Annotated in this window: 16 protein-coding genes; 8 read left to right on the top strand and 8 right to left on the bottom strand. The window is 68.3% G+C overall.

Annotated elements, in window-relative coordinates:
• The first annotated feature begins 378 nt into the window (after nt 1-378).
• Together RYN42_RS01955 and RYN42_RS01960 are read left to right on the top strand one after the other, a co-directional pair.
• Complete coding sequence (locus RYN42_RS01955) at nt 379-1,113, top strand: helix-turn-helix transcriptional regulator (RefSeq protein WP_315093258.1); 735 nt, start codon at nt 379-381, stop codon at nt 1,111-1,113.
• Between the two features lie 13 nt (nt 1,114-1,126).
• Nucleotides 1,127-1,597 carry an NUDIX domain-containing protein gene (locus tag RYN42_RS01960; RefSeq protein WP_315093259.1) on the top strand — a complete coding sequence of 157 codons (471 nt, stop codon included), beginning with the start codon at nt 1,127-1,129 and terminating at the stop codon, nt 1,595-1,597.
• Here the strand turns inward: RYN42_RS01960 and RYN42_RS01965 are convergent.
• The 5 genes from RYN42_RS01965 to RYN42_RS01985 all read right to left on the bottom strand — a co-directional run bounded on the left by RYN42_RS01965 (nt 1,585) and on the right by RYN42_RS01985 (nt 5,374).
• A complete protein-coding gene (locus tag RYN42_RS01965; protein ID WP_315093260.1) occupies nt 1,585-2,142 on the bottom strand; it encodes an HD domain-containing protein in 558 nt (185 codons plus the stop codon). The two genes, RYN42_RS01960 and RYN42_RS01965, sit on opposite strands and share 13 nt — an antisense overlap.
• Before the next feature lie 81 nt (nt 2,143-2,223).
• Nucleotides 2,224-3,075, bottom strand: a complete 852-nt coding sequence (locus RYN42_RS01970) for a hypothetical protein (RefSeq protein ID WP_315093262.1) — start codon at nt 3,073-3,075, stop codon at nt 2,224-2,226.
• Between the two features lie 454 nt (nt 3,076-3,529).
• Nucleotides 3,530-3,736, bottom strand: coding sequence for a hypothetical protein (locus RYN42_RS01975; RefSeq protein WP_315093264.1), 207 nt, complete (start codon nt 3,734-3,736; stop codon nt 3,530-3,532).
• 515 nt (nt 3,737-4,251) lie between these two features.
• On the bottom strand, nt 4,252-5,040 hold the full coding sequence (locus RYN42_RS01980; RefSeq protein WP_315093265.1) for a hypothetical protein: 789 nt from the start codon (nt 5,038-5,040) through the stop codon (nt 4,252-4,254).
• A 67-nt stretch (nt 5,041-5,107) separates the two neighbouring features.
• Entirely contained in the window at nt 5,108-5,374 is a 267-nt protein-coding gene (locus RYN42_RS01985) for a hypothetical protein (protein ID WP_315093267.1), read from the bottom strand.
• Nucleotides 5,375-5,709: 335 nt separating this feature from the next.
• Here RYN42_RS01985 and RYN42_RS01990 point away from each other — a divergent pair, with 335 nt between their 5' ends.
• Nucleotides 5,710-5,949, top strand: coding sequence for a hypothetical protein (locus RYN42_RS01990; protein ID WP_315093270.1), 240 nt, complete (start codon nt 5,710-5,712; stop codon nt 5,947-5,949).
• A gap of 108 nt (nt 5,950-6,057) precedes the next feature.
• Nucleotides 6,058-7,932, top strand: coding sequence for a hypothetical protein (locus RYN42_RS01995; protein WP_315093272.1), 1,875 nt, complete (start codon nt 6,058-6,060; stop codon nt 7,930-7,932).
• 5 nt (nt 7,933-7,937) lie between these two features.
• Here RYN42_RS01995 and RYN42_RS02000 read toward each other — a convergent pair whose 3' ends face one another.
• From RYN42_RS02000 to RYN42_RS02010, 3 genes are all read right to left on the bottom strand, one after another.
• Nucleotides 7,938-8,159 carry a hypothetical protein gene (locus tag RYN42_RS02000; protein ID WP_315093273.1) on the bottom strand — a complete coding sequence of 74 codons (222 nt, stop codon included), beginning with the start codon at nt 8,157-8,159 and terminating at the stop codon, nt 7,938-7,940.
• Nucleotides 8,160-8,528: 369 nt separating this feature from the next.
• Nucleotides 8,529-10,580 carry a beta-galactosidase gene (locus tag RYN42_RS02005; RefSeq protein WP_315093274.1) on the bottom strand — a complete coding sequence of 684 codons (2,052 nt, stop codon included), beginning with the start codon at nt 10,578-10,580 and terminating at the stop codon, nt 8,529-8,531.
• 19 nt (nt 10,581-10,599) lie between these two features.
• Complete coding sequence (locus RYN42_RS02010; RefSeq protein ID WP_315093275.1) at nt 10,600-11,628, bottom strand: LacI family DNA-binding transcriptional regulator; 1,029 nt, start codon at nt 11,626-11,628, stop codon at nt 10,600-10,602.
• 350 nt (nt 11,629-11,978) lie between these two features.
• On the opposite strand from RYN42_RS02010, the gene RYN42_RS02015 reads away from it, so the two are divergent.
• From RYN42_RS02015 to RYN42_RS02030, 4 genes are all read left to right on the top strand, one after another.
• The gene (locus tag RYN42_RS02015) at nt 11,979-13,295 is read left to right on the top strand and encodes an ABC transporter substrate-binding protein (RefSeq protein WP_315093276.1); all 1,317 of its coding nucleotides are present in this window, start codon (nt 11,979-11,981) and stop codon (nt 13,293-13,295) included.
• 89 nt (nt 13,296-13,384) lie between these two features.
• The gene (locus tag RYN42_RS02020; RefSeq protein ID WP_315093277.1) at nt 13,385-14,365 is read left to right on the top strand and encodes a sugar ABC transporter permease; all 981 of its coding nucleotides are present in this window, start codon (nt 13,385-13,387) and stop codon (nt 14,363-14,365) included.
• A gap of 28 nt (nt 14,366-14,393) precedes the next feature.
• Nucleotides 14,394-15,170: a carbohydrate ABC transporter permease gene (locus tag RYN42_RS02025; RefSeq protein ID WP_315093278.1), complete on the top strand. Its 777-nt coding sequence runs from the start codon at nt 14,394-14,396 to the stop codon at nt 15,168-15,170.
• On the top strand, nt 15,167-18,169 hold the full coding sequence (locus tag RYN42_RS02030; protein WP_315093280.1) for a glycoside hydrolase family 2 TIM barrel-domain containing protein: 3,003 nt from the start codon (nt 15,167-15,169) through the stop codon (nt 18,167-18,169). The genes RYN42_RS02025 and RYN42_RS02030 overlap by 4 nt, the downstream gene beginning before the upstream one ends.
• Nucleotides 18,170-18,172 lie beyond the last annotated feature (3 nt).

Below are 18,172 nucleotides of genomic sequence, written 5' to 3' on the forward strand. Positions count from 1 at the left end.
CCGTACGCAGGCCCTCGTTGGTGTCCGCGTCGCCCAGTTCGGCGGCGCGGTCGGGGAGGGCTCCCGCCGAGCTGGACGGGACAGTGTCGGGGTGTGTCGGTTCGCATCGCATGGAACGCATCGCACCGCCGGAGGCAGGGACGGCATCACCGCCCCCCGGGACGCTTCAGGACGTCCTGGACGGTGTCGGGACGCGGCTCTGTTCCGGCGAACCGACAGACGGGACGCGCGTCCTGCTGGTCAACTTCACGCTCGCGAGTCATCTCGCCTCGCGTGTTGCGCATCGATCCGCACACCTACGCGTATGGCGTGGCTGCGCCGCTAGGAACGCGCGGCCACGTCGCGTGCGATCCGGATGTAGACGGAAGGGGTGCGACCATGATGATCGGCGCGCGCAACACCAAGCTCGAGGGTGCGATGCACGGCCGAGGTATTACCCCCGCCCGCCTCGCCGAGGTCGTCGGCGTGGATCTCAAGACCGTAGAGCGCTGGGTCTTCACGGGCCGAGTTCCGCGCGTGGACAATCAATGGGCGGTCGCCCATGCGCTGGGCGTCGAGCCGAGCTACTTCTGGGCGACAACCAGTGAACCGGGCTCGGGGTCGCCAGCCAGCATCACGATCTACCCGCACAGGGGAGCCGTTCCGGTCGACCTCTGGGATGGTTTCGTCCGGCGTGCAACGGCGAGCGTGCGAGTGCTGGTGTACGCCGGCCTTCCGTTCTTCGAGAACGACCCCGGGGTCCTCGCCCGGCTGCGCGAGCAGGCGGACGCGGGCATCGCGGTCCGGCTAGCGTTCGGCGACCCCGACTGCCCCGCGGTGCAGCTGCGCGGCGAGGAAGAGGGCATCGACATGGCGGCTCGAGTACGCAACGCGCTGCACCTCGTCGAGCCGCTCCTCGACCACCCGGGCGTCGAGGTGCGCCTACACGAGACGACCCTGTACGCATCGCAGTACCTCGCCGACGACGAGGGGCTCGTCAACCACCACATGCTTGGCGTGCCAGCGGCGCGCAGCGTGTGGATGCACCTCCGGCGGACCCCTGACGGGTTCAGGCTCGACGACTACGGTGACTGCTTCGAGAGGGTGTGGGCCGACGCCCATGCCTACCGTTGAGGCGGAGGCGACCATGGCCCGCACCGACTACTACGACGATCCCGACGCGCCTGAGCCGAACAGCATCGTGCCGGCCGCCGTCGCCTGCATCACCGACCACAAGGGCCGGCTGCTGCTTGAACACCGCGTCGACAACGACCTCTGGGCCCTGCCCGGCGGCACACACGAGTTCGGCGAGAGCATCGTCGAGACGGTCGTTCGAGAGGTTCGCGAGGAGACCGGACTCGACGTCGAGGTGGCGGGGCTAGTTGGGATCTACACCGATCCGCGCGCCCTCATCGCCTACTCCGACGGGGAGGTGCGACAGCAGTTCACTTTGTCCTTCCGGTGCCGCGTGCTGGGCGGGTCGCTCGAGAAGGACTCCGAGAGCCACGAGCTGCGCTGGGTCGAGCGCGATGCCCTGGACGGCCTGACGATCCACCCGTCGATGCGGCTGCGCATCGACCACTTCTTCGACGAGCGAGAGGCGCCCTACCTCGGCTGAGCAGCGGCCAACGCCGCCTCGACGCGGCGGACAGTCGCGATGAGCTCGGGTGCGGCGTTCGCGATCGAGCAGTGGACAACGTCGTCGGACGGGTACCGACGAAGGATCTCGGCGATCCGCGCCTCCACCCCAATCGATTCCCCTGTGGGACTCGTGGTGAGGTCCGCGTAGGTCAGGACGTCCGCCGTTAGCGAGTGCTCGGCGGGGAACTCTGCCGCGAGCACCTCGGCGAGGCCACGACCCTCCGCCTCTAGCCAAGCGTGCGTGTGGTTTGCGACGAGCCGGCAAATCCTGTCCTCGGCGCCGGCGGTACGGAGGTACCGGGCACCGTCGAGGCTGTGTAGTCCGGTCGCGGCGAGTTCCGGGGCGTACCCGATGTCATGCAGCCAAGCGGCTGAGACGACAATCTCGCTGGTACGGAGCAGCCGGCAAGCGTTCGCGGCGGTGCGGGCGACTCCGCGCACGTGCTGTCGCCGAGTGGCGGACGATCCGAGAACGCGGATCATCTCCGCCTTCGCGTCTGCGAGGTCGACCAGGTCGGGCATGTGGTCACGGTAGGCGTAAGTGACGCATTGGGCGACGGTGGCATGTGCGCGGCGACGACCGGGCACTCGTGCTGCGCGCCGCTACAGCCCGACCACTTCATGCACGTTCCTGCGTCGGGCCCAGTCGATGTAGGCGCCGTTTTCGCTGACGATCCTGGACGTTGTTGTGACCAGCCCCAGCTCACGAAGGTGCTCTAGCCCTTCCCGTCGCGTGCTGGTAGCGATGCCGAAACGCTCTCGAGCTCGCTCGGGGGAGAACCACACCGCACCAGACTCGGCGCCGCGTCGCTCGCTGAGCAAGGCCAGGAGCATCGCTAGTGAAGGTCCCTTCAGACGCGCGATGTGTCCATCTGTCCAGAGAGTTGAAGGCACCCGGAAATAGCGGTGCTCTCGGAGCGCAGCTTCATCCGCGTTGTTCTTCTGGAGCACGCTGTGCGCCTCCGGAGCCGGTACGAACGCGGTGCCGTCACCCCTCTCGCTTCGCAGTACGGCGTTAGAGGGTCGGCCGCCCTGCTCCTGGAGTTGGATGAAGCCACGGCTCTCCAGGTCCCGGAACGCCTGCTGTATGCGTCGGACGCCGCTCCCCTCGTGGTCCGGCAGGCCCAACAGTGCGGCCCACGCTCGCGCGGGTCGTGCGACGTCGTACGGCTTCTTGGCGCAGATCCACAGAAGGCTCAAGTACAGCTTGACCCGCAGTTGTCCGCCCCGACCACCGCCCCCGCTCTCAGGGCCACTCAGCAAGGTTGCCAGCGGCGTCCGCAGCGCCGTCTCGTCGGCCACGAAGATCGTCCGGATGGGTGCGCCCGCTGCGCGTCGGCGAGACCCTAGGCGGTCGGCGAACTCCTTCGCGGCAAGGAGCTGGTACAGCTCGTCGGAGGCGTCCGGACGAACTCCAAGCGCCTGCGCCGTCGCCGCATCCTGTGCTGGAATCACTTAGATCTCCCATAGGACTCTGATGCACTCCATAGTGGCATGGACAAGCGTAGCTGTTACGTGCTGCGCAAGCGTAGGGGTGTCGCTTAGTCGCACTAGCGACAAGAAGTTGCGCAGGCGTAGGGGTTGTCGGGGCACTTTTCGGAGCGCGAACGACACGGTTGAAGTTCGGTCGCGAAGGGCCTTGCGCCGGCGCCGAGGATGGCATAGACAGGGTCATGAGAGCAGCCCAGCGGGCAAGTTCTCTGGGTGTGATGACCGACTCCATCCCCCGGAAGGACGCGCCAGCCAGGTGTGGACCGCTTACCGCCGCTGATCTCCGAAGGCCCGCCCACCGCACCAGGTGTGTGGGCCTTCGTCATGCAGCTTCGGCAGCCGAGCCGAGCAGGTCCGCAGCGGCTCACAGCCCGCACAACCGTGCGCTGCCGGATCCCTCGTGGTGCTGTCGGATTGCTCAGCCCTTTGCGACCTTCTTCGGGCTCTTGGCGAGCTTCGTCGGTCGCCGCACCGCAGGTCTGCCGTACTTCCTCTCAAAGTCAGCGCGCAGTCCCGCGACGATCGCACGCTCCTCGGCAGTGATCGGTTCCGCCTTCCCGGCGGCGATGCGGCTCGACAGGGCACTCGGTGTTGCCGACAGCGCACTCAACTCCTGCTTCGCCATTGCCACCACCTCCTACCACCCTCGTCTCGCTGAGGGAACGAGCCGGACTCGGACCCGATATCTCTGCGCTGCGCGTCTTCGATGTCCTGACGTGGCTGGTCGGCAAGGGCTATGCACGCCCAGGAGCGGCACCCGTGGCCGCTTTGTAGACGACGACCAGTCGATCGGCTTGTGCCCGACGCCGCTACAGCTCGGACCGCTGGGCGACTCCCCTGGACAGCCGTGTCCTACCCCGCTGGCCCCGAAATGTCCGCGGAGCTGTCGACTGCGTCGTTACTCGTGCCGCGCAGGTTCACGAAGACCATTGCCGCCGACTCCAGGACGCGGAGCGCTTGCAGGCCGGAGACGCCCGTAAGCGTACGCACACGCATGGCGGTCAGTATGGCGTCGAACGGGGCTAGGCCGAGCGCACGCAGCGTCTCGGATGCTCGCTGTGACTACTTGCGTAGCAAGCCCGCGAAGGCGTCAGGAGTCTCCACCGCGAGTGCCGCCTTCGCAACCTCCATCGAGGCTGCCTAGAGAGCACCCTCGTCGGGGTACTCGTCGAGCATCGCGTCCTGGACCGCTGGCGGGATAAGCGTCGAGTAGATGATCTGCCCGGGAGCAGGTTCGACGCCCACCGCGCCCCCGGGCTCGACCTGCCAATCGTCCTGAGGAATGCCCGGGACGCTGCTGAGGATCACCGCGATGACCTCGGGCTCGAACCAGCCTTCGGCGCACACGATGAGGTAGGCCTCCCCGTCGGCCGCCCGCACGTGTGCCGTCACACTGTGCCTCGTGACGCTGACCGTCCAGGGCTTGCCCGTTCGCAACGACTTGGCGACCAGGCGACGCACGGTCTCGCGGATGCTCTTCGTCACTTCGTACACCCGCTCGAGAATCAGCCGGTTCGTGTCGTCCTCTGTTGGCAGCAGCCAGGACGTGTCGGTGCCAACCTTGGTGCCCTTCCCATGCCGCTTCGCGGTCGCCTCGAGCTCCGCGTAGAAGTCGTCCGGACTTCCCTGGCTCCGGGCTCCAGCGGCACCCAACCACCAGCCGTCGACGAGGTCGGAGCCGCTGTCGCGAATCTCTGTCACTGCTGCGCGGAAGTCCCCCGCCCGCTGCTTGAACCAGATGCGGTCCCGGAGAGACTTGATCCGCTCAGCGGCGTTGGCAGCGACCTCAGCCGGCGTCATCTGGACCTTCGTGATGACCTGCTCGTCGATCTCGTCGAGCGGAACATGCGCCGGAGGCAGTTTGAGCTGAAGATCTTCCTTCAGGCACCGGATCGTCGGTCGGACGCTCTCGCCGTGTGCTTCAGCCATGTGAGCAACATAGAGGCGCGCGGCCGGATGATCAGTTCATCCGTGGCCGCGCGCCTGTGATCTGTGGTCAGCGAGTCTCGTCGATACCGCCGAGCGCCTCAATCTCGTCAGCCGACAGGCCGGAGAGGAGGGAGACAGACGCAAGAAGCGAACCGTCAAGTTGCTTCAGTGCACTGCTGACACCCTCTTGGATCTCAGCACGGTGGTTCTCGATGTACTCGCGGACGGCTGCATCTACGACGTCCTTCTTGGAACGACGGAGGAAGTGCGCTGCGTGGCTGATTCGCTGATCTGTCTGCTCATCAACCTTGATAGGGGCGACTGTTACTGGCATGTGCGATGCCCTCCTGGATATTGCGTCTCGCAACTGTAGACATGTACCCAAGTACCCGTCAACAGGAAGATACTAGTATCGCTTGACACTAGATGCTAGGCTCCGGCCTGAGGAACGATAGGCCGGAGCCTGCGTGCGATGCGTAGTCTTCCCTGGTCAGACGTAGTTCACCCGCCGTTCCCGCACGAGCGGCTGCTGCCGCATCTCAACTGATGAGATCCAGTCAAACGGCCCGTCTGTGGCTACTGCCGAGACGAACGATCAAGGTATTGAGACTCCAAGCTGCTCTACGCGGCGGGCACGTACGGCCACGACGCCACCCTCCGGCCGATGGGATGCGCCTCGGTACGGCGAGCCGTGCCTCGCACGGTGACGACGACGGCCTCGCCGATGCCGAAGACGGACTGACCGCGATGGGAGAACTCGGTACGCGCCACTTCGCGTTCACGATCGATCTGCGCGCGGCGATGCCTACAGATAAGCGAGAGGACGGCCTCAAGGGGCACGGCGTCACGATCTTCACGGTCACAGGTCTGGAGTCGCCCTTCATCGATGAGCTGCTCGAGTCCGCGTGACCCTTGCCGCCCGCCCGGGCCTCGTCGCCCTGATGGTGCTGCCGTCCCGTCAGTGGCGCCCACTACCCTTCGGGGACCAGTCGAACACCACGACCCAAGGGGCACACCATGACCGTCCAGGAGACGACAGGTGGGGCCCGAACTTTGCCCACCGCGGGGGAGCGCGGCTACCACGCGTTCGCGACCTGCGATCAGCCTGCAGGGTGGCTCACCACCGTCGAGGACCAGGTCGGGTCGTGGTTGCGCGCCAAGAAGCGGCTCGACGTCGACGTCACCGTCAACGGGTCGCACGCCGAACCGAAGGACGGCCGCACCCTGACCGTCCGGCACCACCAGACCGGCCATGAACGGGCGGTGCGCTTCGTCATGGAGGAGGTCAACGCCACCGGGCGTTGGACCACCGAGGTGACCGCCGTGGAGCACCTGCGCGGCGGCGGGTGGGTGTCAGTGTCCGTCACCAGCTCCGACGGTGTGATGGTCCTGGTGCCCGGCGTCGCCCGAGGTCTCCTGCAGACGTTGCGCCTCATCGACGGCCAGGAGCTCACCGCGGTGCCGCGGATGGTGCGCGCCGACCAGGTCGACGACCTCATCTCCCTGCTGGTTGACCCGACCCGCCGCGGTGCGGTGTTCGTCGCCGCGACTGATGACCGGCTTCCCTTCGACCCGTTCGTCCAGCGGGTCACCCAGTGGACCGAACAGGTCACCGGGGTCGGGCATGTCGCGATTCTGGATCCCGCCGCCACGGTCGAGATGCACGCCCGGCTCGGACGGCAGTGGACCGCCCCGCCGTGGACATTGCGCACCTACCTGCCGGGCTTGGACCTGTCCCAGTCGGCCACGTCCCGCCAGCACCGCATCCTGGGCACGGAACGCCTCGGGCAGGACTCCGACAAGTACCTGCGGACCCTTTTGGGCTCGTTCGCGCGTCAGGCCATTTCCCAGCACGCCACCCCGCGCCAGCTCGTCGCATGGCACCGGACGTTCGACCGCCTCGATAACAGTGCGATCGCCGCCGCGATCATCGAGCCGATCGTGGTGCAGCCGCCGGCGGCGGTCAGCGCGGGCCGGGCGCCGGCCCCCACCGTCGAGGCGCCCGCCCCTATCACCGAGCAGGACGTCCAGGACTCCGCCGTCGGTGCGGAGGCCGGGCAGTTCCTCGCCGACCTTGAGCGGGTCCGGGCCACCCTGGGGTTGGTCGATCTCACCGAGGACACCCTGCTGGCCTTGGCCCAGTCAGCTGCAGCGCCGCGCGCCGACCCTCATGCCCTCGCGGACGCCGTCCGTCGCATCGAGAGGCTCCAGCGGGACAGGGAAGACCTGCAGTCGGCCCTCGACGACGCGAAGCGGGCCCTGCTGGACGAGCAGCTCGACCACATCGAGGACCGTGAAGAACTGGAGCGCCAGCAGGACAAGGCCGCCTGGTTCGGTCGGCAGTTCACCGAGCTGGGCCGCCACGACCTGACCTACAACCCGGTGCCGGACGACGAGGTCGTGGTGTACCCGGGCTCGTACGCGGAGCTGCTCGAGGTCGCGAAGGCCCTGGAAGCTCGCGGGGTGTTCATCACCGCGAACGTGGACACTGTCCTGGGTCTGGAACGGATCGACCCGACCAGTAAGGCATTGACCGTCGCGTGGGACTGCCTCCTTGCGTTGGCGGACTACGTGAGCGCGAAAGGCGCCGGGCTGGCGAACGCAAACGTGCACCGCTACCTGGAGAACACCCCACCCGGGCACCGGGGGATGCCGCCGGGAAAGCACTCCTGGACCGAGACCGGCATCACGATGCAGCAGTTCGGGGAAGAACGGTCGCTGCCCGTCCCAGTGACCGTGGACCCGTCCGGTTCGGCGCAGATGCGGTCCCACTTCAAGCTTGCCCGCATCGGGACGCAGAGCCCCCGCCTGTACTACCTGGACGACGTCGCCAGCACCGGGAACGTCTACGTCGGGTACATCGGCCCGCACATGACGAACACCCAGACCTGAGCCGGTCACAGGCCGACCACCAGCCACTGGATGAGCGCGATCGCGCCACCGACGGTCGACAGGAGCGTGACGATCTGCCACAGGGCCGCCCCCAACGTAGGCCGCGTCTCCCGGTGGCGGCCAGGTCCGCGCGGCCGCGATTTCGGGGGTCGGCTGATCGAGACCTGTCCACGCAATGACGCGTCCAGCTTCCAGGTCCGCTGCTCGCCGCCCCGCTTGATGGTCACGCTTGTACTATCGACCGGCCGGCGAGTCGGACTCTTCCGTCCAGACACGGGAGGCTCACCGGCGGTCATGACAGCGGTCTGCGCAGCTAGCGTCGCGCCATACCGGTCAATCCCAGGAGGCGAACCGGAACACCTGGTGCCATCGCGGGTGCCAAGCCGCGTGCAATCGAGCGCATCACGGCGGACAGTCGTGGACACGGCCCGCGGCCTGACCTGCACGGATCGACGCCTACCGACAACGCCAGCAAGCCTCGATCTACCTCGTAATGAGAAGGTCAAGAGTTCGATTCTCTTAGGCGGCTCCACCACGAAGGCCCCGTGACCAGCGGATACGTTGGCGCGGGGCCTTTGTCGTGCCGGGCTGTCAGCTCACGTCTCGAGGATCAGCAGGTCCCATCGCCCGATCGTTACCTCGGCGCCCTCCTGGACGGCGACCCCGTCGAGCACCGACCGACCCGCCACGGGGCTGGCGAAGCTGACGGCGTCGTCGGAGTAGTTCAGGAAGTACGTGATACCCCGACCCGCGGCGTTGGTGCCGCGGCGCACGGTCACCGCCCCGGCCAGCTCCTGGGGCCAGTCCCACAGGTCCGCGTCCCGGGCCGCCAGGGCCAGCACCTCGCGCAGCAGCGCCGGACCGACCATGGTGCCCAGGTGGGTCGCGGTCCCGGCGCCGGACCGGTGACGCGTGACCGCCGCGTGGTCGCCCCACGCGGGGTGGTCGTAGGACGCGAGCACGTCGGCGCCGTCGGGCCGCAGCAGCTCCATGAACCGCTGCGCGAGCAGGTCGTCTGCCGCCAGAGCCGTCGCACCCGGTGAGGCGGCGAGGTCGCCGTGCAGGGTGAGCCCCACGTCGGCCGGCCGGGTGAACTGGTTGTAGGTGAGGCCCAGGACGTCGGTCAGCCCGTGCGGCTGGCGGTCGGCCCAGACCTTGACGTGCTCGTCGGCGACGAAGGACTTGAACGTCGAGACGAGGTGGCCGCCGCCGTCGACGAAGTCACGCAGGCGGCGCAGCGTCGACTCGGGCGCGGTGTAGAGCGCCGGGACGACGAGCATCGTGTAGCGCTCGAGGCCGTCGGTGTCCGGGGAGACGACGTCGCACTCGAGGTTGAGCTCGAAGAGTGCGTCGTATACCCAGCGCAGCACGTCGTTGTAGCCGATCGAGGGCCCCCAGGACTCGGGGAACCCGGTCTCGATCGTGAACCACGTCAGGGCCGTGAGGGCCTCGTTGCTGACCATGACCGCGACCCGGTTGTCCTTGCGCAGGTGCAGCAGCGACGCTCCGGCGCGGGCGAGCTCGGTGCCGACGACGCCGGCCTCGTCGTAGGTCGGGTTGGCCTCGAGGTCGTGGCTGAGCAGGCCTCGCCAGTAGGTCTCGAACGAGCTGTGGATCGAGTGCCAGTGCCAGTACATGACCGCGTCGGCGCCGCTGGCCAGGTGGCTGTACGCCTGCAGCCGCAGCTGGCCGGGGTACGGCAGCCAGCCGGGTTGCCCCTGGGCCTGGGTCTCGAGCACGAGGTAGTTGGCCCCGCCCTTGATCGAGCGGGCCAGGTCGCCACCGAAGGCGATCTCCTTGCCGGTGAGCGCCGACTGGGTCGGGTGGTAGATGTCCACGCCGGCGACGTCCACGGTCCGGGCGGCGCGGAAGTGGTCGACGGAGGGCTGCAGCCCGTACGACCAGCCGGGTCCCCAGTCGAAGTCGAAGTTGTGGGTGAGGAACTGGTCGTCCCGTGCGTACTCGCGCACGATGGCGGCCTGCCAACCGAGGAACTCCTCGACGAGCGAGCGGCGGAACCGGTCGAACGCCGATGCCAGCGAGCCGTTGATGGTGCCGCGGACGTCGGGGAAGTCCTCCCACGCGTCGACCCGGTTGGACCAGTAGTCCAGCCCGTACGCGCGGTTCAGGGCGTCGAGGTCGTCGTCGAACAGGGTCCGCAGGTGCCTGACGAACGCACGCTGGACGTCGGGTGAGGCCACGTCGTAGTACTTGGTCTCGTTGTCGAGCTGGAAGCCGATGACGCCCGGCCGGTGCGCGGTGTGCTCCATGAGCCGGCGGATGACCCGCTCGGCGTGCAGGCGGTAGGCGGGGCTGGTGATGTTCATGTTCTGCCGGGCGCCGTAGCGGCGCTGCCCCGTGCTGGTCTCGGCGAGCACCTCGGGGTGGGACTGCGCCAGCCAGGCCGGCACGGCGTACGTCGGGGTGCCGACGATCACGCGGATGCCGGCTTCCTCCATGGCGTCGAGTGCGCGGTCGACGTGCGTCAGGTCGAAGACGCCGGGCTGCGGCTCGAGCGTGCTCCACGTCGACTCGGCGATGCGGACGACGTTCAGGCCGGCGGCCGTCATCATCGCCACGTCGGTGTCGATGCGGTCGTGCGGCATGTACTCGTCGTAGTACGCGGCTCCGTACAGGATCTCGTCCATGGGTCGAATCAGCTCCGGTTCAGCGCGGCGGGTGCCCGGTGCTCGCCCGGACGATGAGCTCGGTGGGCACGACCGTCAGGGCCGGCGGGGGGACGGACCGCAGCCGGAGCTGACCGACGACGAGGGTGATGAGCGCTCGGCCGATGGCGTGGAAGTCCTGCCGGACGGTGGTCAGGGGCGGCGAGGTCCAGGCGCTGACCGCGATGTCGTCGAAGCCCACCAGGGACACGTCGTCCGGAACGCGGCGGCCCTGCTCGTGCAGCGCCCGGACGAGACCGAGCGCCATCTCGTCGTTTCCGCAGAACACGGCGGTGACCGTGGGGTCCTCCGCGAGCCGCCGACCCTCCGCGTAGCCGGACTGCGCGCTCCAGTCGCCGACCACCATCTCGGGTGGACGGATCCCCGCCTCCAGGAGGCAGCGGCGCCACGTGCCGCTGCGCACCAGGGCGTGCTCCGAGTCCTGCGGTCCGGCGAGGTGGTGCACGGTGCGGTGGCCCAGGGCGAGCAGGTGGCGGACCGCGTCCTCGCTGCCCTGGATCTGGTCGGCCGTGACGGTGGGGTAGTGGCCCGCGAACTTCGAGAAGGACACCGCCACCGGCATGCCGGCGGGGAGCGCCAGCGTGGCGGGCGTCGCCTGCTCGGCCCGCATGATCACGAGGCCGTCGATGGCCTGGTGCGAGATGCGGTGCGCCGCGTTCTCCCAGCTCTCCGGGGCGGGGTTGCGGACGTGCAGGAGCGTGACGGAGTAGTCCTCGAGCGCGGCGGCCTCGACGAGGGCCTCGACCGTGAGGGCCTCCCCGGTGCGCTGGAAGCCGTGCGAGAGCACGCCGATCGCGCCGAACGTGCCGTTGCGCAGCGCCTGGGCGGCCCGGTTCGGCGAGTACCCGAGCTGGTCCATGGCGAGCACGACGCGTGCGCGGGTGCTGGGCCGGACGGACTCGGCACCGGTCGAGACGCGCGAGACCGTCTGGGGCGAGACGCCGGCGAGGCGGGCGACGTCCCCGATCGAGGGACCCGAACGGCGGCCGGGGGCTCGCGCGGTTGTCATGGCCAGATGCTAGTGGGGAACGGGCATGGTGACGTCACCAATCGCGTGACATCCATGTCAGACCGTTACCAAAGCGACTCTGGACTAGCCGCCCGCCGCTGCTATGGTGACGTCACCAAACGCCAGAGAGGGTCGAGCGACGCTGTTGTTGCTCGTGGTCGAAGTGGACGAGACCCCCGTGGCGCGGAGCTGCTAACCGCCTGACCCTCAGCACGGAGCACGACCTCCAACAGCACAGTCGACCTGTCCCGATCGACCACCGCGACGCCGCGGCGGCGAGCGGGAGCCGGCGGCTCGGCGAGAGCCGGCGACGGTCCACGGGACGACCAACAGCACGAAGGGATCACCCGATGAAGAAGACACGCACGCTCGGGGCGCTGGGCGCCGTCTTGTCTCTGAGCCTCGCCCTCGCCGCTTGCAGCGGAGACAGCGGCTCGGGCGCGGACGAGACGACCGGCTCGAGCGGAGACAGCGGCGACAACTCGTTGACGGTCTGGGCCTGGGACCCGGCCTTCAACATCTACGCGCTGGAGGAGGCCGAGAAGGTCTACCAGGCCGACCACCCGGACTTCACCCTCGAGATCGTCGAGACACCCTGGGACGACCTGCAGACCAAGCTGACCACGCTGGCCCAGTCGGGCGAGACCGACCAGCTGCCCGACATCTTCCTCGTGCAGAACAACGCGTTCCAGAAGAACGTCATCAACTACCCGGACATCTTCGGTGACTTCTCGGACTCCGACGTGGACTTCAGCGAGTTCCCCGAGTCCGTCGTCGCGTACTCCACGGTCGACGACGTCAACTACGGCGTGCCGTTCGACAACGGGGCCGCGATCGGCGCGTACCGGACGGACATCCTCGAGCAGGCCGGCTACACGATCGACGACTTCACGGACATCACGTGGAGCGAGTTCCTCACGCTCGGCAAGGACGTCCTGGCCAAGACGGGCAAGCCGCTGCTCACGGGCCAGGCCGGCTCGTCGGACACGATCATGATGATGCTGCAGAGCGCCGGCGCGAGCCTGTTCGACGACGAGGGCAACCCGACCATCACCGACAACGACGCGCTGCTGGCCGCCATCGACATGTACGGGCAGCTCGTCGAGTCCGGCGTCTACGTCGAGGTCAACTCGTGGGACGAGTACATCAACACGATCGTGAACTCGAACACGGCCGCCGTCGTCAACGGCGTGTGGATCTCCGGCTCCATCCAGTCGGCCGCGGACCAGTCCGGCAAGTGGGCCGTCACCAACGTCCCGAAGCTCGAGGGCGTCGACGGTGCCACCAACTACACGGCGAACGGTGGCTCGTCCTGGGCGATCAGCTCGGGTGGCAACGCCGAGCTCGCCAGCGACTTCCTCGACGCGACGTTCGCCGGCTCGACCGAGTTCTACGACACGATCCTCCCGGCCTCCGGTGCTCTGGCCAACTGGCTCCCGGCGGGTGAGTCGGCCGTCTACAGCGAGCCTCAGGAGTTCTTCGGCGGGCAGCCGATCTACGCCGACGTCCTGGAGTTCGCCGCGGAGGTGCCCAGCAACAACACGGGCGCCTACTACTACGAGGGCCGTGACGCCGTGAGCGTCGCCATCACGAACATCGTCAACGGCGCCGACCCGGATGCTGCGCTCGAGGAGGCGCAGCAGACCGTCGAGTTCGCCATGGGGTGACACCAGGGCGGGCGGCGGAGGCCACTCCACGGCTTCGCCGCCCGCTTCTGTGCCCTGTCCGTCGCAAGCGAAGAAGAGGTGAGCTGCTCGTGACCGCTCCCACCGCACCGACCGAGGGCCGCGCGCCGAGCGTGCGCCCTCCAGGGACGAAGAGGTCCCGTCCCACCAGGCTGCCCAAGGCGCCACCCCTGTCGGCGATCGAGCGCCGCCGCAGCCTGACCGGGTGGACGTTCATCCTTCCCGCTGCCTTCTTCATCGTGCTGGCCAACTTCTGGCCGATGATCCAGGCGTTGTTCCTGTCGCTGCAGACGGGACGAGGCACCCGGCTGAGCTGGGCCGAGCCGCTGTGGTCGAACTACCAGCGGCTGTTCCAGGACGACCAGTTCCGGCTGACGCTGACCACGACGTTCATCTACCTGGTGATCCAGGTACCGATCATGCTCCTGCTCGCGATGCTGCTGGCCAATCTGCTCAATGCGCCGTGGCTGCGGTTCAAGGGATTCTGGCGGACGGCGATCTTCCTGCCGTGCGCGGTCGGCCTGGTGTCGTACTCACTGGTGTTCCGGCAGATCTTCGCGACGGACGGCCTCGCGAACGACGTGCTCACCCAGCTCGGGATACTCGACGATCCCGTCAACTGGCTCGGCCAGACCGGCACCGCCCGGATGGTCATCATCCTCGGGCTGCTGTGGCGGTGGACCGGCTACAACATGATCTTCTTCCTGGCGGCCCTGCAGAACATCGACCGGTCGACCCTGGAGGCTGCCCGCGTCGACGGCGCGAACGGGTTCAAGACCTTCTGGTACGTGACCATGCCGCAGCTCAAACCGATCATCCTGCTCTGCGCGATCCTGTCGACCAACGGGACGCTGCAGATGTTCGACGAGTCGTTCAACCTGACCGCCGGTGGCCCGGGCAACACGACGATGACGGTGTCGCACTACCTGTACAACGTGTCGTTCCGCAACAGCCCGAACTTCGGGTACGCGGCTGCCATCTCCTACGCGATCCTCATCATCGTGGCCGTTCTGGCCGCCATTCAAATGAAGGTGGGCGACAAGCGTGACTAAGACAACACTTCGCCGCATACCCGCATATGTGTTCCTGTCGCTCGCCGTGATCCTGTCGGTCTTCCCGCTCTACTTCATGGCGGTCTCGGCGACGAACACGAGCAACGAGGTCGTGGCGTCCAAGCTGCTGCCCGGTAGCCACCTCGTCGAGAACTTCAAGGCGCTCGTCGACGCCCAGCCCTTGGGGGCGGCGGCCTACCACTCGACGGTCAATGCCGTCGCGACGACCGTGCTCGCCCTGGTCCTGTGCTCGATCGCCGGCTATGCGTTCGAGATCTACCACTCGCGGGCGAAGGACACCGTCATGGCGATCCTGCTCCTCGCGATCATGATCCCGTTCGCGGCGACGATGATCCCGTTGTTCCGCCTCTTCGCGCAGCTGGGACTGGTGAACTCGACGTTCGCGGTCATCGTGCCCCTGATCGCGACGCCGTTCCTGATCCTGCTGTTCCGGCAGGCCTCGCGGTCGTTCCCGCACGAGATCATCGAGGCGGCGCGCCTCGACGGGCTGGGCGAGGTGAACATCTTCGCGCGCATCTACCTGCCGACGATGAAGCCCACCCTCGCTGCTGCGGGGGTCATCACCTTCCTGTTCTCGTGGAACAACTTCCTGTGGCCGAAGGTGATCCTCGTCGACAACGCCTACCAGACCTTGCCGATGCTGCTCTCGAACATGCGCGCCGGGTACGTCACCGACTACGGGAGCCTCATGCTCGCCGTGCTCATCGTGTCGGTGCCCACGATGGTCGTGTTCCTGCTGTTGCAGCGCCACTTCGCCGAAGGCGTGACAGGAGCCATCAAGTGACCTTCGATCTCGACCGCATCTCCGACCCTGAGTACGTCCAGGAGAACCGGCTCGACCCGCACTCCGACCACCGCTGGTTCGCCTCCGCGCAGGAGGCGACGACCGGGACGAGCTCCTTCGAGCAGTCGCTCAACGGGCTGTGGAAGCTGCACTACGCGAAGAGCCCCGCCCTCGTCGTCCCCGGCTTCGAGCGGGTGGACGTCGACGACTCCGGCTGGGACGACGTGCCGGTGCCCGCCCACGTCCAGCTGCTCGGCTACGACCGCCCGCAGTACACCAACGTGCAGTACCCGTGGGACGGGTACGAGCAGCTCGAGCCGGGCCAGGTCCCGCAGCGGTACAACCCGGTGGCGACCTACCGCCGGACGTTCACCCTCGAGCAGCCGCTCGAGCCTGGCGAGCGGCTGAGCGTGAGCTTCCACGGCGCGGAGAGTGCCGTCGCCCTGTGGCTGAACGGCACCTACGTGGGCTACGGGACGGACTCGTTCACCCCGTCGGAGTTCGACCTCACCGACGCCGTGGTCGACGGCGAGAACGTCATCGTGGCGCAGGTGGTCCGGTGGAGCGCCGGGTCGTGGATCGAGGACCAGGACTTCTTCCGGTTCTCCGGCCTGTTCCGGGACGTCGTCCTGTACCGCCGGCCCGCCGTGCACGTCGAGGACGTCCGGGTGGTGACCGACGTCGCCGCCGACCTCTCCGAGGCGACGGTGCGCGTGCGCGTCGTCCTGGCGGGCGACGGCCGGGTGGATGCTCGGATCGCCGGTGCCGGACCGCTCGAGGGCGACGACGAGCTCCTGGTCCGCATCGAGAGCCCGCGGCTGTGGAGCGCGGAGCACCCGCACCTGTACGACCTCACGCTCGACGTGTACGACGCGGCGGGCCGACTGACCGAGCACGTGCCGGTGCGGGTGGGGGTACGCCGGTTCGGCATCGAGGACGGCCTGCTCAAGGTCAACGGGTCGCGCGTGGTCTTCAACGGAGTGAACCGGCACGACTTCGGCCTCCAGGGTCGCGTGATGACCCGTGAGGCGACGGAGGCCGACATCCGGCTCATGAAGCGGCTCAACATCAACGCCGTGCGCACCAGCCACTACCCGAACAACTCGTACTTCTACGAGCTGTGCGACGAGTACGGCCTGTACGTCATCGACGAGATGAACCTCGAGTCGCACGCCATGTGGGACCGGGTGGTGAGCGGCGCGGGGATCGAGGAGGCGTTGCCCGGCGACCGCCCCGAGTGGCTGCCCGCTCTTCTCGACCGCGCGGCGAGCATGCTCGAGCGCGACAAGAACCACGCGAGCGTCGTCCTGTGGTCGTGCGGCAACGAGTCGTTCGGCGGGACGAACATCCTGGAGGTCGCGGAGTACTTCCGTGGCGCGGACTCCCGGCCGGTGCACTACGAGGGGGTGCACTGGGACCCGCGGCACCCGCAGACGACGGACGTCGTCTCCCGGATGTATGCGCCGGTGACCGAGATCGAGGAGTTCCTCGCGACGCACCGCGACAAGCCCTACCTGCTGTGCGAGTACGCCCACTCGATGGGCAACTCGTTCGGGGCGGTCCACAAGTACGTCGACCTCGCCTACCGCGAGCCGCTGTTCCAGGGCGGCTTCATCTGGGACTTCGCGGACCAGGCGCTCCGGCGCACCGACGCCCAGGGCCGCGAGTACTTCGGGTACGGCGGCGACTTCGGTGATGCGCCGCACGACTCGGACTTCAGCGGCAACGGCATCGTCTTCGCCGATCGCACCCTCAAGCCGATCGCCCAGGAGGTGCGCTACCTCTACCAGGGCTACCGGCTCGTGGTGGAGGGCGACAAGGTCACGGTCGAGAACCGCCACGTGGCCACCGCGTCGTCGTTGCACGAGTGCGTCGTCACCCTCGCCCGAGAGGGCCGGGTGCTGCAGGAGGAGGTGCTGGAGACGGCCGTCGACCCCGGGTCCTCGGAGGTCTACGCGCTGCCCGTCACGGTGCCGACCGCACCCGGGGAGTACACCGTCGACGTGTCGTTCCGGCTCCGCCGCAGCACGCGCTGGGCGTCGGCCGGGCACGAGGTGGCGCACGAGCAGACGGTCGTGGTCGTCCCGGGCTCCGTGCCGGTCCGCCGGGCGGCCGTGCCCGAGGTCGTCCACGGCATCCACAACGTCGGCGTGCGAGGGCGGCACTTCACCGCCCTGTTCTCGCGGCTGCACGGAGGGCTGCTCTCGTACCGCTACGGGCTGACGCCCGACGGCGGCCGTGAGCTGCTGCGCTCCGTGCCCCGGCCGAGCTTCTGGCACGCACCCACCTCCAACGAGCGCGGGTGGGGCGGCCCCGCCCAGGACGCCGCCTGGCTCGTCGCCAGCCGGTACGCGACGGTCGTCCGGGGCCCCGACGAGCCGGCGGTCGAGCAGACCGACGCCGGCGTCCGCGTCAGCTTCCGGTACGCGCTGCCCACCGCGCCCGCGGGGGAGTGCGAGCTCTCCTACCTCGTGGACGGTGACGGGCGCGTGGAGGTCACCCTCACGGTGCGGCCCGGCGCGGGGCTGGCGGACATGCCGGAGCTCGGGCTCCTGCTGGCGACCGACAGCACGTTCCGGCGCCTGCGCTGGTACGGGGACGGGCCCGAGGAGTCCTACGTCGACCGTCGGGCTGGCGCCCGGCTGGGGGTGTGGGAGGCCGACGTCCGCACCGCGCTCACGCCCTACCTGCGTCCGCAGGAGGCGGGCAGCCGGACCGGCGTGCGGTGGGCGACCGTGACCGACGAGCAGGGGGCCGGCCTGCGGCTGGAGTCGGAGCAGGGCATGGAGCTCTCCGCCCTGCCGTGGACCCCGTTCGAGATCGAGAACGCCGCGCACCACACGGAGCTGCCGCCGATCTACCAGACGGTCCTGCGGCCGGCGCTCCAGCGCCGCGGGGTCGGCGGCGACGACTCCTGGGGTGCGCAGACCCATCCCGAGTACCGGCTGCCCACGGACACCGAGCTGACGTTCCAGTTCGCCTTCCGCGGGCTCCTGTAAGGC

Source organism: uncultured Cellulomonas sp. (assembly GCF_963527515.1).
Taxonomy (GTDB): domain Bacteria; phylum Actinomycetota; class Actinomycetes; order Actinomycetales; family Cellulomonadaceae; genus Cellulomonas.

What these genes read in the sequence shown, in the direction of transcription:
- RYN42_RS01955 (WP_315093258.1), top strand. Translation starts at nt 379, where the DNA reads ATGATGATCGGCGCGCGCAACACCAAGCTCGAGGGTGCGATGCACGGC.
- RYN42_RS01960 (WP_315093259.1), top strand. Translation starts at nt 1,127, where the DNA reads ATGGCCCGCACCGACTACTACGACGATCCCGACGCGCCTGAGCCGAAC.
- RYN42_RS01965 (WP_315093260.1), bottom strand. Translation starts at nt 2,142, where the DNA reads ATGCCCGACCTGGTCGACCTCGCAGACGCGAAGGCGGAGATGATCCGC.
- RYN42_RS01975 (WP_315093264.1), bottom strand. Translation starts at nt 3,736, where the DNA reads ATGGCGAAGCAGGAGTTGAGTGCGCTGTCGGCAACACCGAGTGCCCTG.
- RYN42_RS01980 (WP_315093265.1), bottom strand. Translation starts at nt 5,040, where the DNA reads ATGGCTGAAGCACACGGCGAGAGCGTCCGACCGACGATCCGGTGCCTG.
- RYN42_RS01985 (WP_315093267.1), bottom strand. Translation starts at nt 5,374, where the DNA reads ATGCCAGTAACAGTCGCCCCTATCAAGGTTGATGAGCAGACAGATCAG.
- RYN42_RS01990 (WP_315093270.1), top strand. Translation starts at nt 5,710, where the DNA reads ATGCGCCTCGGTACGGCGAGCCGTGCCTCGCACGGTGACGACGACGGC.
- RYN42_RS01995 (WP_315093272.1), top strand. Translation starts at nt 6,058, where the DNA reads ATGACCGTCCAGGAGACGACAGGTGGGGCCCGAACTTTGCCCACCGCG.
- RYN42_RS02005 (WP_315093274.1), bottom strand. Translation starts at nt 10,580, where the DNA reads ATGGACGAGATCCTGTACGGAGCCGCGTACTACGACGAGTACATGCCG.
- RYN42_RS02010 (WP_315093275.1), bottom strand. Translation starts at nt 11,628, where the DNA reads ATGACAACCGCGCGAGCCCCCGGCCGCCGTTCGGGTCCCTCGATCGGG.
- RYN42_RS02015 (WP_315093276.1), top strand. Translation starts at nt 11,979, where the DNA reads ATGAAGAAGACACGCACGCTCGGGGCGCTGGGCGCCGTCTTGTCTCTG.